Source organism: Acidovorax sp. A79 (genome assembly GCF_041154505.1).
Taxonomy (GTDB): domain Bacteria; phylum Pseudomonadota; class Gammaproteobacteria; order Burkholderiales; family Burkholderiaceae_C; genus Acidovorax.
Window position 1 is genome coordinate 5,191,459 of record NZ_AP028672.1, and the last position, 19,723, is coordinate 5,211,181.

17 protein-coding genes are annotated in these 19,723 nt (G+C 65.1%); 11 read left to right on the forward strand and 6 right to left on the reverse strand.

The window, feature by feature from the left end; all coding sequences use genetic code 11:
* Positions 1 to 623: 623 nt before the first annotated feature.
* The 3 genes from ACAM51_RS23970 to ACAM51_RS23980 all read left to right on the forward strand — a co-directional run bounded on the left by ACAM51_RS23970 (position 624) and on the right by ACAM51_RS23980 (position 4,925).
* Entirely contained in the window at positions 624 to 2,225 is a 1,602-nt protein-coding gene (locus tag ACAM51_RS23970) for a GMC family oxidoreductase (RefSeq protein ID WP_218294029.1), read from the forward strand.
* Between the two features lie 25 nt (positions 2,226 to 2,250).
* A complete protein-coding gene (locus tag ACAM51_RS23975) occupies positions 2,251 to 3,708 on the forward strand; it encodes an aldehyde dehydrogenase family protein (protein WP_369642107.1) in 1,458 nt (485 codons plus the stop codon).
* A 215-nt stretch (positions 3,709 to 3,923) separates the two neighbouring features.
* Positions 3,924 to 4,925, forward strand: a complete 1,002-nt coding sequence (locus ACAM51_RS23980) for a tripartite tricarboxylate transporter substrate binding protein (protein WP_218294031.1) — start codon at positions 3,924 to 3,926, stop codon at positions 4,923 to 4,925.
* Positions 4,926 to 4,953: 28 nt separating this feature from the next.
* On the opposite strand, the gene ACAM51_RS23985 is transcribed toward ACAM51_RS23980, so the two are convergent.
* A complete protein-coding gene (locus ACAM51_RS23985; RefSeq protein WP_369642108.1) occupies positions 4,954 to 5,856 on the reverse strand; it encodes a LysR family transcriptional regulator in 903 nt (300 codons plus the stop codon).
* A 127-nt stretch (positions 5,857 to 5,983) separates the two neighbouring features.
* On the opposite strand from ACAM51_RS23985, the gene ACAM51_RS23990 reads away from it, so the two are divergent.
* From ACAM51_RS23990 to ACAM51_RS24000, 3 genes are read left to right on the forward strand one after another with little or no spacing between them, the layout of a single operon-like run.
* On the forward strand, positions 5,984 to 6,676 hold the full coding sequence (locus tag ACAM51_RS23990; RefSeq protein ID WP_218340745.1) for a response regulator transcription factor: 693 nt from the start codon (positions 5,984 to 5,986) through the stop codon (positions 6,674 to 6,676).
* Positions 6,676 to 8,097: an ABC transporter substrate-binding protein gene (locus ACAM51_RS23995; protein ID WP_255591353.1), complete on the forward strand. Its 1,422-nt coding sequence runs from the start codon at positions 6,676 to 6,678 to the stop codon at positions 8,095 to 8,097. The genes ACAM51_RS23990 and ACAM51_RS23995 overlap by 1 nt, the downstream gene beginning before the upstream one ends.
* 29 nt (positions 8,098 to 8,126) lie before the next feature.
* A complete protein-coding gene (locus tag ACAM51_RS24000) occupies positions 8,127 to 10,967 on the forward strand; it encodes an ATP-binding protein (RefSeq protein ID WP_369642109.1) in 2,841 nt (946 codons plus the stop codon).
* Positions 10,968 to 11,122: 155 nt separating this feature from the next.
* Here ACAM51_RS24000 and ACAM51_RS24005 read toward each other — a convergent pair whose 3' ends face one another.
* From ACAM51_RS24005 to ACAM51_RS24015, 3 genes are read right to left on the reverse strand one after another with little or no spacing between them, the layout of a single operon-like run.
* Positions 11,123 to 11,797, reverse strand: coding sequence for an RraA family protein (locus ACAM51_RS24005; RefSeq protein ID WP_218294036.1), 675 nt, complete (start codon positions 11,795 to 11,797; stop codon positions 11,123 to 11,125).
* Positions 11,798 to 11,842: 45 nt separating this feature from the next.
* The gene (locus tag ACAM51_RS24010; RefSeq protein WP_369642110.1) at positions 11,843 to 12,832 is read right to left on the reverse strand and encodes a Bug family tripartite tricarboxylate transporter substrate binding protein; all 990 of its coding nucleotides are present in this window, start codon (positions 12,830 to 12,832) and stop codon (positions 11,843 to 11,845) included.
* Between the two features lie 52 nt (positions 12,833 to 12,884).
* On the reverse strand, positions 12,885 to 13,736 hold the full coding sequence (locus ACAM51_RS24015) for a DUF1932 domain-containing protein (protein WP_369643881.1): 852 nt from the start codon (positions 13,734 to 13,736) through the stop codon (positions 12,885 to 12,887).
* Positions 13,737 to 13,954: 218 nt separating this feature from the next.
* On the opposite strand from ACAM51_RS24015, the gene ACAM51_RS24020 reads away from it, so the two are divergent.
* The gene (locus ACAM51_RS24020; RefSeq protein ID WP_369642111.1) at positions 13,955 to 14,635 is read left to right on the forward strand and encodes a GntR family transcriptional regulator; all 681 of its coding nucleotides are present in this window, start codon (positions 13,955 to 13,957) and stop codon (positions 14,633 to 14,635) included.
* Between the two features lie 401 nt (positions 14,636 to 15,036).
* On the opposite strand, the gene ACAM51_RS24025 is transcribed toward ACAM51_RS24020, so the two are convergent.
* Positions 15,037 to 15,897, reverse strand: coding sequence for an MBL fold metallo-hydrolase (locus ACAM51_RS24025; protein WP_369642112.1), 861 nt, complete (start codon positions 15,895 to 15,897; stop codon positions 15,037 to 15,039).
* A gap of 100 nt (positions 15,898 to 15,997) precedes the next feature.
* On the opposite strand from ACAM51_RS24025, the gene ACAM51_RS24030 reads away from it, so the two are divergent.
* A complete protein-coding gene (locus ACAM51_RS24030) occupies positions 15,998 to 16,432 on the forward strand; it encodes a YeeE/YedE family protein (protein WP_369643882.1) in 435 nt (144 codons plus the stop codon).
* Between the two features lie 51 nt (positions 16,433 to 16,483).
* Positions 16,484 to 16,924: a DUF6691 family protein gene (locus ACAM51_RS24035; RefSeq protein ID WP_218294042.1), complete on the forward strand. Its 441-nt coding sequence runs from the start codon at positions 16,484 to 16,486 to the stop codon at positions 16,922 to 16,924.
* Positions 16,925 to 17,068: 144 nt separating this feature from the next.
* Here the strand turns inward: ACAM51_RS24035 and ACAM51_RS24040 are convergent, their stop codons facing one another.
* Positions 17,069 to 17,419, reverse strand: coding sequence for a DUF4148 domain-containing protein (locus tag ACAM51_RS24040; protein WP_218294043.1), 351 nt, complete (start codon positions 17,417 to 17,419; stop codon positions 17,069 to 17,071).
* A gap of 165 nt (positions 17,420 to 17,584) precedes the next feature.
* On the opposite strand from ACAM51_RS24040, the gene ACAM51_RS24045 reads away from it, so the two are divergent.
* Together ACAM51_RS24045 and ACAM51_RS24050 are read left to right on the forward strand one after the other, a co-directional pair.
* A complete protein-coding gene (locus ACAM51_RS24045; RefSeq protein ID WP_369642113.1) occupies positions 17,585 to 18,274 on the forward strand; it encodes a heavy metal response regulator transcription factor in 690 nt (229 codons plus the stop codon).
* A complete protein-coding gene (locus ACAM51_RS24050) occupies positions 18,271 to 19,635 on the forward strand; it encodes a heavy metal sensor histidine kinase (protein WP_369642114.1) in 1,365 nt (454 codons plus the stop codon). The genes ACAM51_RS24045 and ACAM51_RS24050 overlap by 4 nt, the downstream gene beginning before the upstream one ends.
* The last annotated feature ends 88 nt before the right edge of the window (positions 19,636 to 19,723 follow it).

The following is a 19,723-nucleotide window of genomic DNA, read 5'->3' on the forward strand; positions in this document are numbered from 1 at the left end:
CGTCCTGAGGGGCCTCGCGCCGCATTGACGGACAGCCGGGTTGCGTTCGCGGTCCGCGTTGGGGAGCCGCCTGGCGCAGTCCCGCGCCACTACCTGAAGGCTACGAGCCAGCTCCCGCGATGAGCGCCAGGCATCAGGGCGCGAACACCACCGATGATTCTCCCAACTCCTTGCGGCCGCCCCGCTGATCGCCCGATCACGGCTGCCGCCCGGTCGGCTCACTGACGCGCAGCCCCGCAAAGGTCGCGAACTCAAAAAGCGCCGCCCCCTCCGGGCTGCAGCACTTGCACAGGTCTGCCAGCGCTGGTTCGACCTCCTGCAGTGTGAATCAGGGGGGCCGTGTCTTCCGCCGGTACGCGCAGGCTCTTGGTGCCGTCCACAGGATTCGGGCCGGTGCCGGGCGTGCGGCCGATGCGCTCGGCTCTGTGCGCGCCCGTTCAGCTTTGCGTGGATATCGACAGGCTACTTCTTGATTTTCCAGTCGTCGAAGTGGCTGCCCATTAAAAACATAAAAAATGCCTATGTTTTTATATAAAAAAAGATTGATTGTTTGAATGTTTCTGCGGGCTTAGTCTACGTGCAAGTTAGATCAAACGCGCCGCAAGCACGGCGGAGAAACAACAATGCACGAGTACGTGGACTACATCATCGTCGGCTCAGGGCCGGCGGGTTCCGTCATCGCCAGAAGGCTGAGCGAGCGGACCCATCACAGCATTTGCGTCATCGAGGCGGGTTCCGAGGACAAGGATTTCTTTATTCGCGTTCCTGTCGGTTTCGTCAAGACCCTGTACGGCGGGAAGATCACCTGGAACTACCAGACCGAACCTGCCGCCGCGACGCACAACAGAAAAATTGCCATGCCGCAGGGGCGGGTGGTGGGGGGCTCCAGCTCGGTCAATGGCCTGGTGTATTCGCGCGGTCAGCGCGAGGACTTCGATGACTGGGAAAAAATGGGAAATGCCGGCTGGGGCTATGCCGACGTCCTGCCCTACTTCAAGCGTTCGGAGCGCCGGCTGGGGCCTTGCGATCCGGAGTTTCGCGGCACGGCCGGGGAACTGCCCATCACGAATCCCGACTGGGCTTCGCCGCTGTGCGATGCCTTCATCAAGGGATGCGAGGAATTCGGTATTCCCTGCAACCCCGACTACAACGGCAGGGAGCAGCTGGGCGCGGGGTATTTCCAGCGCTACATCCACAGGAACCGGCGCGTCAATTGTTCCGATGCTTTCCTGCGGCCGGCAATGCAGACCGGTCGGGTGCAACTGAAGACAAACGCCGTGGTGTCGGAAGTCCTGTTCCAGGGCCATCGCGCCGTTGGCGTGAAGTACATCCGGCATGGCGCGTCGCACACGGTCTACGCCAACAAGGAGGTGATCCTCAGCGCGGGGGCCGTGAACTCGCCCAAGATCCTGCAACTGTCAGGCCTTGGAGACTCCGAGCTGCTGCGCCCGCATGGCGTCGCCGTCAAGCAGCATCTGCCTGGTGTGGGCGCGAATTTTCGCGATCACTATACGGTGCGCAGCATTGCGCGGGCGCAAGGCGCCACGACGCTCAACGAGTTGTCCCGGGGATGGCGCCTGGGCAAGGAGGTGCTCAGGTGGTTCGCGGGCAAGCCGAGCATCCTGGCGCTGAGCCCTTCGCTCGTCCATGTCTTCTGGCGAACCCCACTCAGCCCCGCGCGCGGCGACATCCAGATCCTGTTCACGCCGGCCAGCTACAAGGAGGGCAGCAACTACGTGCTCGACGACATGCCGGGCATGAGCACGGGCGCCAGGCAGCAGCGGCCTGAAAGCAGCGGCTATGTGCACATCCAGTCCAGGGACCCACTGCAGGCGCCGCTGCTCCAGCCGAACTTTCTCAGCCATGAGCTGGACCAGCGCACGCTGGTCGAAGCGCTGAAGCTCGCCCGGCAACTGATGGCCTCCTCGGCGATGGCGCCCTACCTGGTGAAGGAGCTGCAGCCTGGCAAGGACATCGCCACCGACGACGAGTGGCTGGACTATGCCCGGCAGAAGGGCACCACCGGCTATCACATGGTGGGCACCTGCAAGATGGGTCCGCGCGAGGACCGCATGGCCGTGGTCGATGCCGCGCTGCGGGTCCATGGCTGCGAAAACCTGCGCGTCGCGGATGCGTCCGTCATGCCCCAGGTTCCGTCCGCCAACACCCTGGCCGCCAGCCTGATGGTTGGCGAAAAGGCGGCCGACATGATTTTGGCGAAGTAAAGCATCTATGACTGGAGACAACGCAATGTCAGCATCCCTTCCCCAAGTTCTCGAATCCGTTTCGACGCTGAGCCTGATCGCGGGGCAACGCGTGGGCAGCGGCGCCAGCTTCGCCGTGCGCGACCGCTACTCGGGCGAGACGATCGCCCAGGTGGACCAGACCTCCCGGGAGCACATCCGGCAGGCCGTGGCCGTGGCGCGCCGCCATGTGAAGCAGGCGCCGGACGGCTACAAGCGTTCACGCATCCTGCGCAAGGCGGCGGAGATCATCCAGGCCCGCAGACAGCGCTTCATCGACATCATGGTGCTGGAGGCGGGGTTCACCGCGGCAGAATCGTCCGGTGAAATCGACCGCGGCCTGGATACGCTGGAAATCTCGGCCGAGGAGGCCAAGCGCATCTGCGGCGAGATGATCCCCATGGATGGCAACCCCGGCCAGAAAGATCGCATTGCCTTTACCCTGCGCACGCCGGTGGGCGTCGTGTGCGCCATCACGCCTTTCAATGCGCCGTTCAACGCCTTGCTGCACAAAATCGCACCGGCCATTGCCGCGGGCAATGCGGTCATCCTGAAACCTTCTGGATACACCCCGTTGACTGCCAGCCTGATCTGCGACGTTCTGCTGGAGGCCGGCTGGCCCGCCGAACTCATTTCCCTGGTCCATGGAGAAGGCGCGGAGGCGGGGGAATGGCTGCTGGACGAGCAGGGCATCGACTTCTACACCTTCACCGGCAGCACGCGGGTCGGCCGCATCATCCAGCAAAAGGCGGGCAGCCGGCGCACGCAGCTCGAACTGGGCAGCATCGCCTGCACGGTGATCTGTGACGACGCCGATCTCGACATGGCCTTGCCGCGCATTCTGCGTGCCACGTTCCGCAAGGCGGGCCAGGTGTGCACGTCGATCCAGCGCCTGTATGTGGCGCAATCCCGGGTCGAGGAAGTCGCGGCCCGGCTGGAACAGGCCACGCGCGCGCTCAAGAGCGGCGATCCGCGGCAGGCCGGGACCGATGTGGGGCCGATGATTGCCGAGAAAGAGGCCATGCGCGCGCAGGCCTGGGTGCTCGAGGCCGTGGCCCAGGGCGCACGGCTGGTCACGGGCGGCCAGCGAGAAGGGTCCGTGCTGGAGCCGACGATCCTGGCCGACGTGCGACCCGGGATGAAGGTGGTGGACCAGGAAATCTTCGCGCCGGTCGTCACCCTGATGCCGTTCCAGACGGTGTCCGAGGTCATCGACAGCATCAATGCCACGCCCTACGGCCTGGCCGCCGGTGTCTTCACCAATGACGTGAACACCGCTTTCTACATGGCCCGCCATCTGCGCGTGGGCGGCTTGCATGTGAACGAAACCTCCAGCTCGCGCAATGACGGCATGCCTTATGGCGGCGTCAAGGACAGCGGCTACGGCTTCGAAGGTCCGAAGTATGCGATCCGCGACATGACCGACGAAAAGGTCGTGACGTTTTCGCTGAGCACCCCGGCCTGAGATGGCTCGGCGCCCCGCAGCGGACGCCGCGAATTTCACCAGCCTGCATGCGCCCTTGCTGAGCGCAATGGCCTTTGCTTGCCGTTCGAAGAGTGGCCGTCACGCTGGCCCACCGCGTGTGGCCACCGCCTCCCGAGGAGGCCGCCTTTTGTCGTGGGGCGGCCTGGCGGCAAAAGATGAAACCGACCGTTGCTTGATTTTTTTGGAGACAAACCATGAATACGAAGAAGACTTTCAGCATCTCGAAGATCGTGCGTGTCGTGCTGGGCCCCCTGGGGCTGGCGTTGAGCCTTGGGGCGCAGGCCGGGCCTTATCCAGAGCGGCCCATCAGCTTGATCGTTCCATATACCGCAGGGGGGGCGACAGACGTCTTGGCCAGAATGCTGGCCAAAGGCCTGTCTCAGGAACTGAAACAGCCGATCGTCGTGGAGAACGTTCCCGGTGCCGGGGGATCGATAGGCCAGTCGCGTGTGGCCAGGGCCGCGGCCGATGGCTACACCCTCCTTCTGGGCAATGTCGGAACGCTGGCTGCGAATGCCTCGGTCTACAAAAATCTGCCTTATGACGTTCTCAAGGACTTCACCCCGCTCGCCTCCGTGGGTGATGCTCCGCAGGTGCTTTCGGTGCGCGCCGATTTCCCGGCGTCGAACCTGGATGAGTTCGCCGCCTATGCCAAGACGCATGGCGCGAAAATGAACTTCGGCGATGCGGGCGTCGGCTCGGGCGCCTTCCTGGGGGGCGTGCTGCTCAACGCCGGCCTGGGCATCAACGTGCCGCCCGTTCACTATCGTGGCGCGGCCCAGGCGACGTCCGATGTGATGGCCGGGCAGATCGACTACACCGTGGAAAGCAGCAGCACGGCGGTCGGCTCGATTGCATCGGGCAAGATCAAGGGGCTGGTGGTGCTGAGCGCGCAGCGCGTGGGCGTGCTGCCGAACGTTCCCTCGGCCAGCGAGACCTCCTACAAGAATTTGAACTACACCATCTGGAACATGCTGCTGGTCAAGAAGGGCGTTCCCATGGCGACGGTCAATACGCTCAACGAGGCCATCAACAAGACGCTGGCCCAAGCGGACCTGCTGGAACGTTACAGGCAAATGGGCCTGGCGGTCCCCAGCGCCGCGCAGCGCAGCACGGAAGGCGCCGAGAAGCTGCTGGCCGAGGAAGTGGCGCGCTGGCAAAAGCTCTTGAGCGAAGCGGGCGTGAAACCGGAGTAGAGGCAAAGGCTCTCCCGGCCTCCCAGTCTCATTGGAACGTGGAGATGGTCCTGGCCAAGGCCACCAGCTTGCGGATGACGGTCTGGCTCTGGTCCATGCCCCACGCGGCATTGAAGGAAATGCGGGGAAAAGTCGGTGCGCCTTTCAGCGCAATGAGTTCGCCGCTTTTCAATTCCGATTCGATCAGGGGATAGGTCATCAAACCGATGCCCGTGCCGCAGCGGAGCAGCTCCTTCAGTGTCAATACATCGCCGCAGATATCGATCTTGATGCGGAGGCTGCTCTCCTTGACGAGTTTCGCCAGGATCGGATGCATGGGCGATTCTTTGGACAGCGACCACACGGGCTGCGAGCGCATCAGTTCCAGCCAGTGGGTCGCGGATTGGTCACCCTCGCGCCCCACAAGGGCCGGCGAGCCCACCAGCATCACGTCGACAGAGCCTATGGGCTCCACATGAAAGCGGTCGGAGGTCAGGGAAGGCGTGGCCATGAACACCAGGTCCAGGTGGCCCGTCTCCAGCTTGTTGACGCTCAGCGAGGTCTGCCCGACCTCCACCTCAAAATTCAGTTGCGGCATGGCCGCCCGCGCAGCGGTAATGAACTGCGAAAACCAGGTCTGGCCGATCAGGCCGGCAATGCCCAGGCGTATGAGCCCCGAGGCATGGGAGGCATCGTCGAGCGTGTGAATGACATCATCGATGGCGGCCAGGAGGGGCTTGATCTGCTGAACCAGCTCCCGCCCTTGCGTCGTCAGGTCCATCCTGCGGCCACGCTTGTGAAACACCGGAAAGCCCAGCCTTCCCTCCAGTTCCCGCATGCGCGCGGAAACCGTGGGCTGGGTGGTGTACATGTGGTCCGCAGTGGCCTGGAAACTGCCTAGCTGTGCAATCTGGCACAGCGTCTGGAGATGCAGGATATTTACTTTCGCCATGTGGCCCTTTGTCGAATTCAGTGGACTCTGCCCCTGAGGCTACCTCAGGAGTCCTTGGTTCGGGAGGCAAAGCCCCGTCAGGGCAAACACAGTAAGCTTGGGCCATTGTTTCAATGCTCCAGGTGCCATGCGTATCGCCGTTCTAGAAGACGATGCCCTTCTGCAAGATGTCCTTCGCGCCGCGACCCAAGGTGCGGGGCACGTGTGCCATGCTTACATGACAAGCGAATCCCTCCTCAAGGATTTGCGCCATCAGACGTTTGACCTCTTGATACTGGACTGGCACCTGCCGGATATGGACGGGCCGGAGGTTGCCCAGGCCGTCCGCAAGGTCAGGCCCGATGCGATGCCGATCCTGTTCCTCACCCGGCGCAACGGCGAGCAGGATGTCATCGAGGGGCTGACCTCTGGCGGCGATGACTTCATGACCAAGCCCGTCCGCATGGGTGAGTTGCTGGCGCGTATTCAAGCGTTGCTACGCAGGGCGCACCCGACCGTCATGGCGGATGTGCTGGACTTCGGTCGGTACCGGTTTGAACCCAGCACGCGGACGGTCGTGCTCGACGGCAAAAGCATCGAGCTGAAGAACAAGGAATACGAACTCGCGTTGTGCCTCTTTCAGAACCTCGGGCGCTTGATGTCGCGGGACCATCTGCGCGAGAAGGTATGGGCAGACGCCAGGGATGTCCACACCCGCACGCTTGACACACACGCCTCACGGCTTCGGACCCAATTGCTCCTGACCCCGGACAGCGGCTATGCACTTTCCGCCGTCTACGGGATCGGCTACCGGCTCGACAAGATTCACCAATCCGGGTGATGATGGGCTGGGGTGGCTGCAGCCTTGCAGGTCCGTATATTCGCAGGCGCAGCCTTGGCCTTCCGGTTGCACCTGCCTGCGCCATAGGCGGCATGTCCACGGTCTCCCATCCTCCCGCGGTCTCTCGTTTTTCTTCCCCTCTGACCATGTCCCATCGCTTTCCGCTTCATTGCCTTGCCTTGTGGCTCGCGGCCATCGCCCTGCCCGGATGGGGCGCAACGCCGAAGGCACCGCAGGGGGGTGTCAAGGTCATGCACTGGTGGGTCGCGGGCGGAGAGCGTGCCAGCATGAATGCGGTTCGTGACCATGCCCTGCTGAATGGCGTGGGATGGGCCGAGCACTCGTCTGCCGGCAGTGGGACGGCCCGCTATACCGAAGCGCTCGCCAGGCGCCGGCTGGGCCCCGAAGCTCCCACGGTCGCGCAGATGATCGGATTTGAAATCCATGCCTGGGCCCGCAAGGGCTTGCTGGAGAACCTGGACGACATTGCAATGCGCGAAGAATGGGACGAGGTCGTTCCCATGGACATTCAACGCTTGTCCAAATGGAACGGTTCATGGGTGGCGACCCCTTTCAACGCCCATTCCACCAACTGGCTGTGGGTCAACAAGGCACTGGCACAGCAGCTTGGGGCAGCGCAGGCGCCAGACGGTTGGGCGGATCTCATTGCCCTGCTGGACAAGGCCAAGGCCAGCGGCGTGTTGCCGCTGGCCATTGGCCACGAAGCGTGGGAGCACACGTTGCTGTTCGAGTCCGTGGCCGTGGGGGTCGGGGGCGCGCAGTTCTACCGCAAGGCATTCATCGACCTGGACCCCGGCGTGCTCGATGAGGCCCGGCTGACGCTGATTTTTGACCGCATGAAACAGCTGGCGGGCTACCTGGGGCCCCGTTTTCCGACACGGCGCTGGGACGAGGCAACGACATTGGTCAGTCGGGGGGAAGCCCTCTTGCAGGTGCAGGGCTCCTGGGTGGACGGCGAATTCACGGCAATGGGCCTGGCGCCCGGGCGGGAGTACGTCTGCTGGAGGTTTCCCGATACCCAGGGGGTCTACCTGTTCAATAGCGATCAGTTCGTCTTTCTGCGCCAGCCTCAAGGCCGGCAACCCGCCCAGGCCGCGTTCGCCACGGTCGTCATGGGCCCGGCGCTCCAGGAAGACGTGAACCTGCGAACTGGTGCCGCGCCGGCGCGGGTGGATGTGTCCAACCAGCGCTTCAACAGCTGCGGGCGCCGCAACATCACCGACATGCGCAACGCCAACATGCGCCGGGCGATGATGGGCTCCATCGCAATGGGCAACGCCAACCCTCCGGCGGTCAAGACCGCCATCTACGAGGTCGTGTCCCGGCACTTCAAGGGGGAGTTGAACACGCCCGACGCGGTCAAAGCCCTTCGCGGCGCCATCGCACAGGCCAGCCGATAAGCCGTCGCCCATCCACCGTCCCTCTGACCATGTTCCTCGCAAGACACATTTCACATTGGCGCCTGGCGGCAAAGATCGTTTTCCTGGTCGCCTTGATGGGCCTGATTTCCGTGGCGATCACGGTCTACGCCACCACCCAGATGCGCAGCATCGACCAGCGATACACGCACCTCATCGCAAAGGAGGCACAAGGTGCCCTGGAGCTGAGCGATGCTGCGCTATTGCTGTCGGAATCCAACCGCATCGTGTATGCCGTCCTGACCGCGCAGGAGGAAGCAACGATGCGGGCGGAGCTCGAATCGCTCAAGCGGTTGCATGGGGGGTTCAACGCCAAGGTTGCTTCGGTGCTGTCGTTGATGCCGGATGAAGCAACTGCCCTGCAGGCCATCGGCCAGCAGGCCGACGTGTCCTTTGCACAGGCCAACCGCATCGTTGAATCCGCCGCCCGCTGGCGCGGCGACCGCGCTTTGCAGATCATCCACGATGAGTTCGAGCCGGTGCTGCGGTCCCTGCAGCGGGACATGGCGCAGCTGCGCAGCAGATCTGTCGCGGGCTTCCAGCAAGCGAGCCAGCAACTGGGCGAAGCGACGCGCACCACGGTGGCGACTACGTTGCTCGGCGTGGGCCTGGGCCTGCTGTCCGTGATGGCGCTTTCCGGGTGGGTGGGGGTTCATCAGATATCAAGACCCATCGCGCGTCTGACGCAAGGCATGCATCAGCTCACCTTGCGCCAATACGACACCCCGGTGCTGGGCACCGACCGCCGGGACGAGGTCGGCACCATGGCGAAGGCGATGCAGGTTTTCAAGGACAGCATGCAACGCGCAGACCGCCTGGCCATCGAAGTCGCCGCCAGCGCCGAGGCGAGGCGCCTGTCGGAGCAACTCGTAGACCTGACCAGCGCGATTCCCGGCGCGGTGTTTCAGCTCCATGTGCAGCCGGATGGCACCCGCCGCTATCTGTATGTGAGCGACAAGGCGGAGGATCTGCACAGCCGCACCGCAAGGGAACTGCTGGGGGACGAGGGCCGGATCGGCGTTGAGTACGGAAACGCGGGCGATACGGCGCGCGACCGGTTCATGAAAAGCCTGGGCACATTGGAGCCGGTTCACTTCGCGGTGCAAATGGAGCGGGGTGGCCAGACCGTCTGGCTCGAGACGCTGGCGACAGCGCGGCGAACCCCCGACGGAGGCACCTTGTTCAACGGTGTATGGCTGGATGTGACGCAGGCCCAGTTGCAGGCCCATGCGCTATCGAAAGCCAAGGAGGAGGCCGAACGCACGGCGGAAGAAAGGGCCGAGTTCCTGGCGATGATGAGCCACGAGATCCGCACGCCACTGAACGCCATCCTGGGATTGACCCAGCTTGCGCTCAAAGACCGGCTGGACAGCCCGCAGCGCGAGCGGGTCGAGAAGATGCAGCGGGCTGGCCAGCATCTGCTGGGCATCGTCGACGACATTCTTGATTTCTCGAAGATCGACGGTGGCCACATGGTTCTGGAGCATGCGCTTTTTCAGCCGCGCCAGATGGTTGGTGATGTCGCTGGCATGTTCATCGACAAGGCCGATGGAAAGGGGCTCGAGCTGCAGATTGACGTGGACAGCGACGTGCCCACGGCAGTGTTTGGCGATTCGCACCGGATGGGGCAGATCCTCATCAACTATGTCAACAATGCCATCAAGTTTACGGAACGGGGCACGGTCTCCATCCACCTGCAGCTGGCGAACGAACACAGCCAAGGCCTGTTGCTGCGCTGCGCCGTGCGGGACACGGGGATCGGCCTCTCGCCTGACCAGGAGGCCGGGCTGTTCCAGGCGTTTCACCAGGCCGATGCCTCCATCACCCGCCGCTTCGGCGGCACGGGCTTGGGGCTGGCGATCTCCCGCCGCCTGGCCGACTTGATGGGCGGCGCCGTGGGGGTGGCGAGCACGCCGGGAGTCGGCAGCACCTTCTGGTTTACCGCGCTGGTTCAGAGGACCACGCCGGCCTCCAGGGAACACACCGCGCACCTCCCTCAGGCAGTGCCCGATATCGCAGGACTGAGCGGCCTGCGCGTGCTGGTCGTGGACGACAACGAACTCAATCGTCTCGTGGCGCGCGGCCTGCTGGAAGCCGGGGGCATGCGTGTTGACCTGGCCGAGGACGGGGCGGCCGCACTGGACAAACTGCAGTCCGCCCCCGATGGCACCTACGCCGCCGTGCTGATGGATATGCAGATGCCCATCATGGACGGGCTTACGGCCACGCGCGAGCTGCGCGCACAGCCGAGATTCGCTGCGCTGCCCATCGTGGCCATGACGGCCAACGCCACGGCGCGGGACATCGAGCGGTCCCGCCAGGCGGGCATGAACGACCATCTCATCAAGCCAGTCCTGGAGAGCAATCTCTGGGACACGCTCCACCGCTGGATTCTGCCGGGCGACATGCAAGCCAGGGCGCGCCATGTTCCTGCCACGATTGCATTGCAGGCCAGGGAAAGATATGGCGTGGACTTTGATCCCGCCGCGTTGGAGGAAATGCGCGCAGGCTTGTCCCCCGCAGAGCTCAGCGCCTTGACGGCGAAATTCGAACAGGACTGCACCCAGCGTCTGCGGCGCCTGGAGCAGGCCGCCACGGACAACGACCGGGCTCGGTTGCGCAAGGAAGCGCACGATCTTGCGGGCACGGCAGGGAGCTTTGGCCTCAATCGACTTGGTGAACTGGCTCAGACGCTGCATTCGTTGGCCTCGCTGGAAGCTGCAGGCGAACACTCCTTTGCCATCCCGCTGCAGGAGCTGCGGTCATGCGCGGAACGTGGTCTGAAGGAAATGCGCGACGCCGTTGCATCGCACGATGCGGAGCCCCACCCGGCCAGCCCCTCGCGCTGGTGAATGCTCCGGCATCGAATTCAATCCCGCCAGGATCGACCGGTGGGCTGCCCCGGCCATGCAACCGGAAGGAATGCGCGGTGGCATCCTGGGTATGCTCAGCGCGCAATCCGTCTGCCGGGCGCTGCTGAGCCATGGATGGGGCAAATACGCCCGACCTATTCCTCCGTCGCGCAATTGGCCCGCTTGAGCGCAGCATCTATCCAGGCGTTGTCCTGGGAGCCGTCCGCGATCTCCGCCACCATCACGGCCTCGATCTCCTGCTTCTTGTGCGCAGCGGCCAGCAACTGCTCGGCCTGGCCGTAGGGCACGCAGAGCAGACCGTCGTCGTCGCCGATGACCAGGTCGCCGGGTTCGATGACCATGCCGTCGATGGCGATGGGCACGTTGATCTCGCCGGGGCCATCCTTGTAGGGGCCGCGGTGCGTGACGCCGGCGGCGAACACGGGGAAGCTGTCCTTTCGCAGCACGGCGCTGTCGCGGATGGCTCCGTTGATGACGATGCCCGCAAAGCCCTTGAGCTTGGCTTCGCCCACCATGATCTCGCCGATGAGTGCGTTGGTGAGGTCGCCGCCCGCGTCCACCACGATCACGTCGCCGGGTTGCGCGATTTTCAAGGCCTTGTGGATCAGCAGGTTGTCGCCAGGGCGGGTCTTGATGGTGAGGGCCGGGCCGGCCATGGCGGTACCGTCGTGCATGGGGCGCAGGCGTGGGCCGCCGGCCGTCATGCGCGACATGCAGTCGCTGACGTTGGCCACGGGCACGTCGAGGAATTGCCGGGCCAGTTCCAGGCTCACGGCGCGTTGGCGTTTCAAGATTTGGCAGCCGATCATGGTGTGGTTCTCACTGGGATGGTAGATAAGTGATGGGTGGAGTGATCAGTCGAGCGTGGTGCCCGAGCTCTTGACGATGGGCGCCAGGCGCGCGCGGTCGCTGGCATAGAGCCTGGCCATGTCGTCGGGCGTGCCGGTGATGAGCTCGGCGCCGGAGTCGGCGATCTTCTTGGCCGTGTCCGGCGCGTTGACCACCTTGTTGATGGCCTCGTTGAGCTGCCTGACGACGGCGTCGGACGTGCCGGCGGGCGCCATCACACCCCACACGCTGGCCAGCTCCACGCCCTTGATGCCGGACTCGGTGTAGGTGGGCACGTCGGGCAGCAGCTTGGAGCGGCGCGCCGTGGTCACCCCCAGGGCGCGCACCTTGCCCGACTGGATGTGCGACAGCAGCGTGGGGATGGAGCCCATGTACATGTCGATGCGCCCGCCCAGCAGGTCGGGCATGGCCTGGGCCATGCCGCGAAACGGCACGTGCGTGAACTTCACGTTGGAGCTTTTCTGCCAGGCCTCGCTGATGATGTGCGAGATGGTGCCGGTGCCCGGAGTGGCAAAGCTCAGGCGCCCGGGGTCCTTCTTCGCGGCCTGGATGATGTCGTCCAGTGTCTTGTAGGGCGAGTCGGCGTTCACCACCAGCACGGCCGGGCCGGCGGCCACCAGGGCCACGGCGCGCAGGTCCTTGTCGGGGTTGTAGGTGAGCTTGGTGTACAGCAGCGGGTTGAGCACCACGTTGTCGGTCTGCGCCATCACCAGGGTCAGCCCGTCGGCGGGGGCCTTGGCCGTCTGGTCCAGCGCCAGGTTGCCGCCGGCGCCGGGCTTGTTCTCCACCACGACGGCCCAGCCGTAGGCATCGGTCAGCTTGGTGCCGACCAGCCGGGTCAGGTTGTCGGTGCCGCCGCCCGCCGGGAAGGGCACGATGAACTTGATGGGCCGTTGCGGGTAGTTGCCCTGGGCATGGGCCGGGGCGATGGTTGCCGTGGCGGCCGCCATGGCCAGCAGGCCGCCGAGGGCCAGGGTGCGTCGAGTCAAGGTCATTGCGAATGTCTCCTGTAGTGATGTCGGTCGGTGGGCGCGGGGTGCGCGCTGATCAAGGGTGGCTGGCGAGCACGTGGCGGCCCAGCCAGGCGATGGCTTCGTCGGTGGAGGTGCCGGTGAAAGGCTGTGCCGCATGGGCCTGTGCGGTGGCGGCAAACAACGATTCGACGGCGGGCGAGACGACCGGCGCCAGGCCGTGGCGGGCCATCTGCTGCTGCGCCTCGGCCACCTCGTTGCGGCGGCGCGCCGCGTGCGGGATGTGCGTGCGCACCATGGATTCCATCAGCGTGCGCAGCGGTGTCTCGTCGATATCCTGCAGCACGGCATACAACTGCTCGCGCAGGCCCATCTGCTGGGCCGTGACCAGGCATTCCACCGCGAGCGCCTCGACTCCCTTGGTGTAGATGCTGCGCAAGAGCTTGAGCGAGGCGGCATCGCCCGGCTGATCGCCCACCACGCGGACCGATCCACCGAAGGGCGAGAACAATTCCTGTACAAAACCGGCCTTGCCGCCGGCCACGAGCAGCGGCGTCTTCTTGCCGCCCAGGTTGACGGCCCCTGTGATAGCCACGTCCACGAAGTGGACCGCCGTGCCGTGTGCGCCGCGTTGGGCCAGCTCGCCGCATTCGCGCATCTCGCCGGGGTCGGCCGTGGTCATGTCCACATACAGCGCCCCATCCTGCAGATGGGGCAGACAGGCCTCGAACAGGCTGCGCGCCACGGTGCCGAACACGGCGCTCACCACCACGTCGGCCCCGGCCAGCCAGGCCCCGGGCGCGGTATGCACCTGCGCACCGGCGGCCTGCACGGCGGCAGCCACCGCTGCGCCTGGCTGCAGGTCGCACAGGCCCGCCAAGCTGTGCCCCTGCTCCAGGAAGGCCTGCATGTAGCAGGCGCCGACCATTCCACCACCCAGGATTGCGATTTTCATGAAAGTACAAATTTAAAACATTTATGCCATCTTATTGAGCGTGACTGGAATATTTTCATAGGGGTTTCCCGTAGATCAAGGTGAATTTGCACTTATTTTGTATTTTTCTGAAGTCGACTCCAGATGCGGCATTGACTGCACCGCTCACCTAGAATGAGCGCACTCCATCCCATCCCCTTGGTGCAAAAACAGTGCAAAACGTGAAAGACAAGGCGTACGAGGTTCTGCGGCAGCGGCTCATCGGCGGGCACTACCGCCCGGGTGAGCAGCTCAAGGAAGAGCCCATCGCCCGCGACCTGGGGCTGAGCCGCACACCAGTGCGCAATGCGCTGCACCGCCTGGTGGAAGACGGCCTGGCGACCGATGGCGCGGGTCAGGGCATCCGGGTGTCGGAGTGGAGCGACTGGGATGTGGAGGAGACCTTCCAGTTGCGCATGCTGCTGGAGCCGTATGCCTCGTTCCTCGCGGCCACGCGCGGCGGCGAGGGGTTGGCCGATGAGCTGGAGGCCAGCAGCCAGCGCATGGAGGCCGGCATTGCCGCTGGCCACGATGGCATCGCCGAGGTGCAGTCCGCCAACCGGGATTTCCACCACGCGCTGATCGAGGCGTCAGGCTCGCCGCGCCTCAAGACCATGCTGGCGACCATGATCGACATGCCGATCATCAAGCGCTCGTTCTACATCTACACGCCCGAAGAACTGGTGCAAAGCCTCCACCACCACCGCGATCTGGCGATTGCCGTGCGCGCCAGGGATGGTGAGCTGGCCCGGCAGGTCATGCAGCTGCATCTGCGCATGTCCTACCACCGGTTCATGAAACACCGGGTCGAGTACCGGCAGGACGGCGCAACCCCTCCATCTTCCTCTCGATAAGTTACCCGTTTTGGGCTCGAAAGAAGGTGCGGAGTCTGTATGGGGAAATGGGCTGTTTCCAGGGGCCGCCCCGGGTGGCACGGCGAGGAAGTGGCTGGCTTAAAAAGGGGCCCGCACGAGGCGGGCCCAAACGCTTCATCTACCGATGCCTGACACACCGGCAGCTTCATGGTGCTCCGGACGCCATCCCTTCGCCTGTAGGACCAGCGCCGCTTGATCTATCAGCGGGCGCGCGCCGGGAGCCTGGGCGCAAGGGCGTTCGAAAAAAAGCCCGCACGAAGCGGGCTTGAACTTGCTCAAGGCAAGAGGGGAGGGTGTCGCCAGAGGATAGCGACGAGGGCATCGTAAAACGAACGCCATTCCCGACGTGTCGGACAAAGCCGCGTCAGTTGGGCGTGGCGTCACAGCGCATTGAGCGGAATCTTGAGGTAGGAGATCCCGTTGCTTTCCGCTGGCGGAGGCTCCCCCGCGCGGATGTTGATCTGTACTGCCGGCAGGATCAGCACGGGCATGTCCAGTGTCGCGTCGCGGCGGGTGCGCATGGCCACGAAGCCAGCCTCGGTGATGCCGTCGTGGACGTGGATGTTTCGCTCCCGCTGCTCGGCGACGGTGGTTTCCCACGCGGGCTCGCGGCCTGCGGGCGGGTAGTCGTGGCACATGAACAGCCGGGTTTCGGGTGGCAGGCACAGCAGCTTGCGCACCGACTGGTACAGCATGTGTGCGTCGCCGCCCGGGAAGTCGCACCGTGCCGTGCCCACGTCGGGCATGAACAAGGTGTCGCCCACGAATACCGCGTTGCCTACCTGAAAGGCCATGCAGGCGGGTGTGTGGCCCGGTACCGACAGGGCCCGGGCCTGCAGGGTGCCAATGGCGAATGCCTCCCCGTCGGCGAACAGATGATCGAATTGGCTGCCGTCGGCCCGGAAACCGGGCTCCAGGTTGAAGATGCCTTTGAAGGTGTTTTGCACCTTGGTGATGGCGGCGCCGATGGCGATCTTGCCGCCCAGCGCTTCCCGCAGGTGGTGCGCGGCCGACAGGTGGTCTGCATGGGCATGGGTTTCCAAAATCCACTGGACCGTGAGTTGCTGCGCCGTCACGAAGGCCATCACCTCGCTCGCCGCCGCGGTGCTGGTGCGGCCCGATTTGGGGTCATAGTCAAGGACGGAATCAAGGATGGCGCAGTGGCCTCCGGGATGATCGAACACCACATAGGTCACGGTGTGGGTGGAGGGGTCGAAGAAGGCGTGGACCTGTGGTTGCATGGGGGTACCCGTCGAAATCAATAAAGAAAATTATAGTTTGTATAAAAATATATTGTTTTACAATCCACCCGATTCCCTTTCCGCCCAAGGAGTACCGCGCATGCAGATCGACTGGAACCATTTCACCCCCTGGTCTGCCTTGGCCGGGGGCATTCTTCTGGGGCTCGCGGCCGCGGGCTTCGTGCTGTTCAATGGCCGGGTCTTGGGCATCAGCGGCATTGTCGGAGGGCTGCTGCGGCCGCGCAGCGGAGATATTGCGTGGCGTATTGCCTTGGTGCTGGGCCTGCTGGCCGCGCCCGCGCTCTACCGCGGTGTGGTGGGCGCCAGCCAGGGCCCCCGGATCGATGCCAGTTGGGCAATGGTGGTGCTGGCCGGCCTGCTGGTGGGCCTTGGCACCCGCTACGGCGGGGGCTGCACCAGCGGCCATGGCGTGTGTGGCCTGGCGCGCCTGTCGCCAAGATCACTGGTGGCCACGCTGGCCTTCATGGGGACGGGTTTTGCCAGTGTTTTTGTCATCCGGCACGTTCTGTCCTGACGGCGTTGCGGATGCCGGTGGTCAACATTTTCAATTTTCTGGGAGCGGCCCATGCGCCACCGTATCGCTGAATTCGCCGTCGGCCTGGTCTTTGGCCTGGGCCTTGTGGTTTCGGGCATGACCGATCCGGGCAAGGTCGTGGGGTTTCTGGATGTGACGGGGCTGTGGGATCCCTCACTGGCCTTTGTGATGGGCGGGGCCGTTGCGGTGAGTGCCCTCGCATTTGCCGTGGCACGCCGGCGCACCAGGGCCTTCCTGGGCGGGGCCATGCATTTGCCTGCATCGCGCGGCATCGACAGGCGCCTGGTGGCTGGCAGCCTGCTATTTGGCGTGGGGTGGGGGATGGCGGGGTTCTGTCCGGGGCCCGCCATCGTGTCGGTCGGGGCCGGGGAGCCCAAGGCCATGGCGTTTGTGGGGGCCATGCTGGTGGGCATGGCCGGTTTCGAATGGATCGAGCGCCGCCGGGCCTTGCGCGCCACCCGTGCTGGCTGATTGATGCGGACGGGCCCGCACGATCCACGCTTGCAGAAATGGTGGCTGGGTCGAGGCGGCGCTTTCACAGACCGGAGGGACCGGTGACTGCGGGTGGGGTGCTGGCCCGGGCCCTTGCTGGCGGGGCTGCATCCGTGGGGGGCATCAGCCCCCGTGCATTTCCTGCAGGCGCTGCTTCTCCGCGGCGGGCGTCTCCAGGAATTCCCGCTGCACCTGTTCGCGTGTCTTGGGCGTGCCGGTATTCCTTTGCGGCAGGGCATAGCCGCGCGCGAGCAGGGCGAGGCTGCCGTCCTTGCGGGCGGCTTCGATGTCCCGCAGGACGTCGCTGCGCTGCTTTCCCCCTTGCAGGTGGTCCGGGTGCGTGGTGTAGCCCACCTCGCCGCCCGCCGGGTGATACAGGGATGAGGCGGTGGCGACGGCAGGCATCGCCATGGCGAGTGCTGCCAATGGCGCGAACAAGGCGGTGCGTGCGTTGAGGATGGTTTTGCGGGACATGGAGGGTGTTTCCTTTCAGGGGGAGTGATCCGGGGTTGCATGCCCTGGCCGCAGGTGCTTGCCAGTGCATGGGGATACTGTAAAAACGCCATGCCGACAGGGCGCCCACCGCTGCCTGACGAATTTGTAATCGCGGCCCCCGCCATGTTCTTTGACAATCCGGGCATGAAAGTTCTGCTCATCGAAGACGAAGTCAAGCTTGCGCACTACCTGCGCAAGGGGCTCACGGAGGCCGGATATGTGGTGGACGTGGCGCACAACGGGGTCGATGGCCTGCACATGGCCCTGGAGGGCGACTACGCGCTGCTGGTGCTTGACGTGATGCTGCCCGGCATCGACGGATTGAGCCTGCTTGCCGCGCTGCGCAAGACCCGCCAGACCCCTGTGCTCATGCTCACGGCCCGTACCAAGGTGGAGGACCGCGTGCTGGGCCTGCAGTCGGGCGCGGATGACTATCTGGTCAAGCCGTTTGCTTTCTCCGAACTCATGGCGCGCATCGAGGTCATCGTGCGGCGCAGCCGGGTGGCGCAACCAGGATCGGCGTGCGCCACGGTGCTGCAACTGGCGAACCTGGAAGTGGATCTGTTGCGGCGCAAGGCCACGCGCGCGGGCCAGCGCCTGGACCTGACGGCCAAGGAGTTTCTGTTGCTCACGCTCTTCCTGCGCCGCCAGGGGGAAGTGCTCTCGCGCACCGAGATCGCCGCCCAGGTATGGGACATGAACTTCGACAGCGAGACCAATGTGGTCGAGGTCGCCATCCGGCGGCTGCGCAGCAAGATGGACGTGCCCTTTCCCGAACCCCTGCTGCACACCATCCGTGGCATGGGGTATGTGATGGAAGCGCGCGGCGCATGACGGGCACGCGTGCACCCGGGTCGCTGCGCCGGCGGCTGTCCTGGTGGCTTGCCGCGCAGAGCCTGGCGGGCCTGGGTGCCGTGTGCCTGCTGGTGTATCTGGTCACGGCGGCGGGATTTCGCGAACGGCAGGACAGCCAGCTGGAGCAGAAGGAAGCCGTGGTGCGGCATCTTTTGTCGGGCGGGGGAATGCACCCCATGCCGCAGCCCTGGAACGACGTCCATCTGCTGGATGATTTCCTGGCCGGGCACGACAACTTCCGGCTGCGGGTATCGACTGGGGAGGGAGAGGTGCTCTACCCCCGTGTTGCGCGGGGCGATCCGCCGCTGCTGGCCTGGCGCGAGCGCAGCTTCGAGGTGGCGGCCCAGCGCCCAGAGGCGCCCGGCCGCGTGCTGCGGGTATGGCTGGCGCTGGACATCCAGGCCGATGAGCAGTTGCTGCGCCGCATGGCCGTCACGCTGTGGGTCGCTGCGCTGGCGGGCGCGATGGTGGTGTCGCTGGGCGGCTTCACGCTGGTCCACCTGGGGTTGTCGCCCGTGCGCGCCCTCTCGGCGCAGGTGCGGGCGCTTTCGCCCGACACGCTGCACCAGCGCCTCGGCACGGAAGGGCAGCCCGCCGAGCTGCAGCCGCTCGTCGAGCAGTTCAACGGCCTGCTCGGCCGGCTGGAAAAGGCCTACGTCCAGGTGGAGGGATTCAACGCGGATGTGGCCCATGAACTGCGCACGCCATTGGCGACATTGCAGGCCAGCAACGAGCTGGCGTTGCGCGGGCTGCTTGGCGGCGGCGCGGGCAATGCGGGAGAGCTGGGCGAGGTGCTGGCCTCCAACCTGGAGGAATTGCAGCGCCTCACGGGCATCGTCAACGACATGCTTTTTCTTTCCCAGGCCGACCGGGGCGCGGGCGCCCGCCGCGAGCCCACCCCCAGCCTCGCCCGGGTGGTGGCGCAGGTGGCGGAATTTCACGAGGCCGCCTTGGCGGACGCGGGGCTGGCATTGCACATCTCGGGCGATGCGGCGGGGCAGTTCGATGTCCCGCTGCTGCACCGAGCGCTGTCCAATCTCATCGGCAATGCGGTGCGCCACGCCCGCCAGGGTACGGCGGTGCAGGTGCGCATCGCTCCCCTGCCGGGAGGCGGGGGCGGAGTGATGGTCGTCAACGAGGGGGAGACCGTGGCGCCCGAGGTGCTGGCGCGGCTGTTCGACCGATTCTTCCGAGCGGATCCCTCGCGGGCCCACGGCCAGAGGAACCATGGCCTGGGACTGGCCATCACGGACGCCATAGCCCGCATGCATGGCGGGCGGACGGTGGCCACATCGTCTGGCGGGGTGACGGCCATCGGCCTGGAGCTGCCTGCCAGCTAGGCAGGGGGCGATCCTGTCCGCGCGGGGCCGAAGGAGGCGGAGCCCCCGGGGGCGGGCCCTCCTGCTCCTGGCGTGTTTCAAGCCAGGG